Origin of the sequence: Pseudomonas sp. L13, assembly GCF_009935965.1 — a bacterium.
Lineage (GTDB): Bacteria > Pseudomonadota > Gammaproteobacteria > Pseudomonadales > Pseudomonadaceae > Aquipseudomonas > Aquipseudomonas lactis.
The window spans coordinates 1-731 of record NZ_QODJ01000148.1; the positions used below are offsets into that span (position 1 = coordinate 1).

The 731-nt window shown below is 47.7% G+C and carries 1 protein-coding gene; it reads right to left on the reverse strand.

Going from position 1 to position 731, the window contains the following annotated elements:
- Positions 1 to 665, reverse strand: a 665-nt coding sequence (locus tag DK871_RS28410) for a hypothetical protein (protein ID WP_218581571.1), incomplete at its 3' end; no start/stop codon positions are given.
- Between the last annotated feature and the right edge of the window lie 66 nt (positions 666 to 731).

Genomic DNA, 731 nt, shown 5'->3' on the forward strand with positions numbered 1-731 from the left:
AGACTCAGTCGAGGCAGAGTAACGTCTCTAGACACCACTACCACAAACTGACCATCTCTAATACACTGGACAGTCACCGCCCTTCCATAGAAACACTGCTGCCCGTTAAAGCAGCAGTTGATAGCTTCACACTCAGCACCACTGATCCCGGGTAGACCACATTGGATCTGCTCAGAATCAGCTACAGCTACACATTTATCAAAGGGCTCTGCCTGCACTACTGGCTTCTGAAACTGCTGTTTAACTGGCTTCTGAATCGGAAACTGCTGGTTAGTTAACTGTTGAACAGGCTTCTGAAGTGGAAACTGCTGGTTAGTTAACTGTTGAACAGGCTTCTGAAGCGGATACTGCGGCTTAGTTAACTGTTGAACTGGCTTCTGAAGTGGAAACTGCTGGTTAGTTAACGGTTGAACGGGCTTCTGAAGTGGGAACTGCTGGTTAGTTAACTGTTGAACAGGCTTCTGAAGCGGATACTGCGGCTTAGTTAACTGTTGAACAGGCTTCTGAAGTGGAAACTGCGGCTTAGTTAGCTGTTGAACAGGCTTCTGAAGCGGAGACTGCGGCTTAGTTAGCTGTTGAACTGGCTTCCGAAGTGGAAACTGTTGGTTAGTTAGCTGTTGAATTGGCTTCTGGAGCTGAAACTGCTGGTCAGTTTGCTGCATCATCAGAGCTTGAGCATCCTGAAGCGACTTACTCCACTGTGGAACAGCATGACAGAAAGCACAGACCAA